Below are 1,351 nucleotides of genomic sequence, written 5' to 3' on the forward strand. Positions count from 1 at the left end.
ATTCTTAATAGATTTTATCCTTAAGGTAATCAAGATCGCATTAACTATATTCTTGCGCCATATCGTATTATGAGGTCAGCCAGAATTTTTCTGGTTGACCTATTTTAAATAGGTAATATCCTTAAAATAGCTAAGATGGCCTTTACTATATTCTTGCGCCATATTGTTGAATAACAGATTCAGAAAAATCATTAGCCTACTTTCAGACTCATTAATCATTACGTTTTCTTGAGTCTACCTAGAATCTCAGAAACCCCCATCGCAATACTTCCATTTAACATTGCTAATACCGACATTATAAGAGTAGCACCATCATATTCTCCCATAAAGTTCATTACAAAAAAGAAAGCACTAAATCCTAGTACAATAATGCCAAATATAAATAAAAACCTCTCCATGATTTACATTCCTTTCACTATTAGACTCATTTTCTATTATGTTTCTTATATAGATTAGCTTCTCATTTGAGCAATTATATTCAATAAAAGTAACCATACCGTAATACCAGACACCATACTAAACCATGCATAATATTGATTCTCTTTTTTTAATATTGGAAATAATACCATTAAAATTGCTCCAACCCCAAACGAAATTATCATAATTAATTGTATAATAGTCTCTTTAAATAACATTATTTCCTCCTGAGTTACATTAAAAACCTAATATCCATACTATAACTTGTGTTTCCTTAAGAGGGTTAAGGTAGAAAGGCCCTCTACAATTAAGTTTACTATTTAACTACTTTCCCCGCCTCATGTCGAAAAACCTTAAATATAAACGGCATTAACGACTAAACTACATCAGTAAGCTTCCTGTGCTTTCTCAAATTATAAATCCCACAGATTAAGTAGAAAAAAGAACTCGAACCAAAGATACTAAGTGTAATTACCAGGTTGAAATTGAACTGAGAGAGCACAATAGCAAAAACAATTAAGATAAATGAGTTAATAAAGTAAAATACATACTTAGGAGTGTTTTCCATTATAAATCCCTTTCTGTTCTGAAGTTTTTATATCTCTAAAATTTAACTTAATAACAATTATTTTAAAATCTCATTTTGAGCAATCGTTTTCCTCTAATCAAAACTTGTTCACAATTTTATACTATAGCACTAACAATTTGAATGTGAAATAAGCAAACAAAGAAAGACGCTTTTCAGTATCATTTCTGAAAAGCGCCATATTGTGGAATAACAATTCTCAAGTTGGGAAAAAACTAGTAGACTCATTAATCATTGTCGTTATTAATTTCATTATTAGTTCATTTTCTATCGTGATATATCCCTTAATCCAGTGAAGGTTAATGGAATTGTAAATTTCAATCCAAATATACTAGTATCTCTTGGATT

Annotated in this window: 2 protein-coding genes; both read right to left on the reverse strand. The window is 29.8% G+C overall.

Going from position 1 to position 1,351, the window contains the following annotated elements; translation table 11 throughout:
• Positions 1-218: 218 nt before the first annotated feature.
• On the reverse strand, positions 219-398 hold the full coding sequence (locus SLH48_RS22320; protein ID WP_320259911.1) for a hypothetical protein: 180 nt from the start codon (positions 396-398) through the stop codon (positions 219-221).
• 54 nt (positions 399-452) lie between these two features.
• Entirely contained in the window at positions 453-635 is a 183-nt protein-coding gene (locus SLH48_RS22325) for a hypothetical protein (RefSeq protein WP_320259912.1), read from the reverse strand.
• Positions 636-1,351 lie beyond the last annotated feature (716 nt).

Source organism: Cytobacillus sp. IB215316 (assembly GCF_033963865.1).
Lineage (GTDB): Bacteria > Bacillota > Bacilli > Bacillales > SM2101 > Nanhaiella > Nanhaiella sioensis.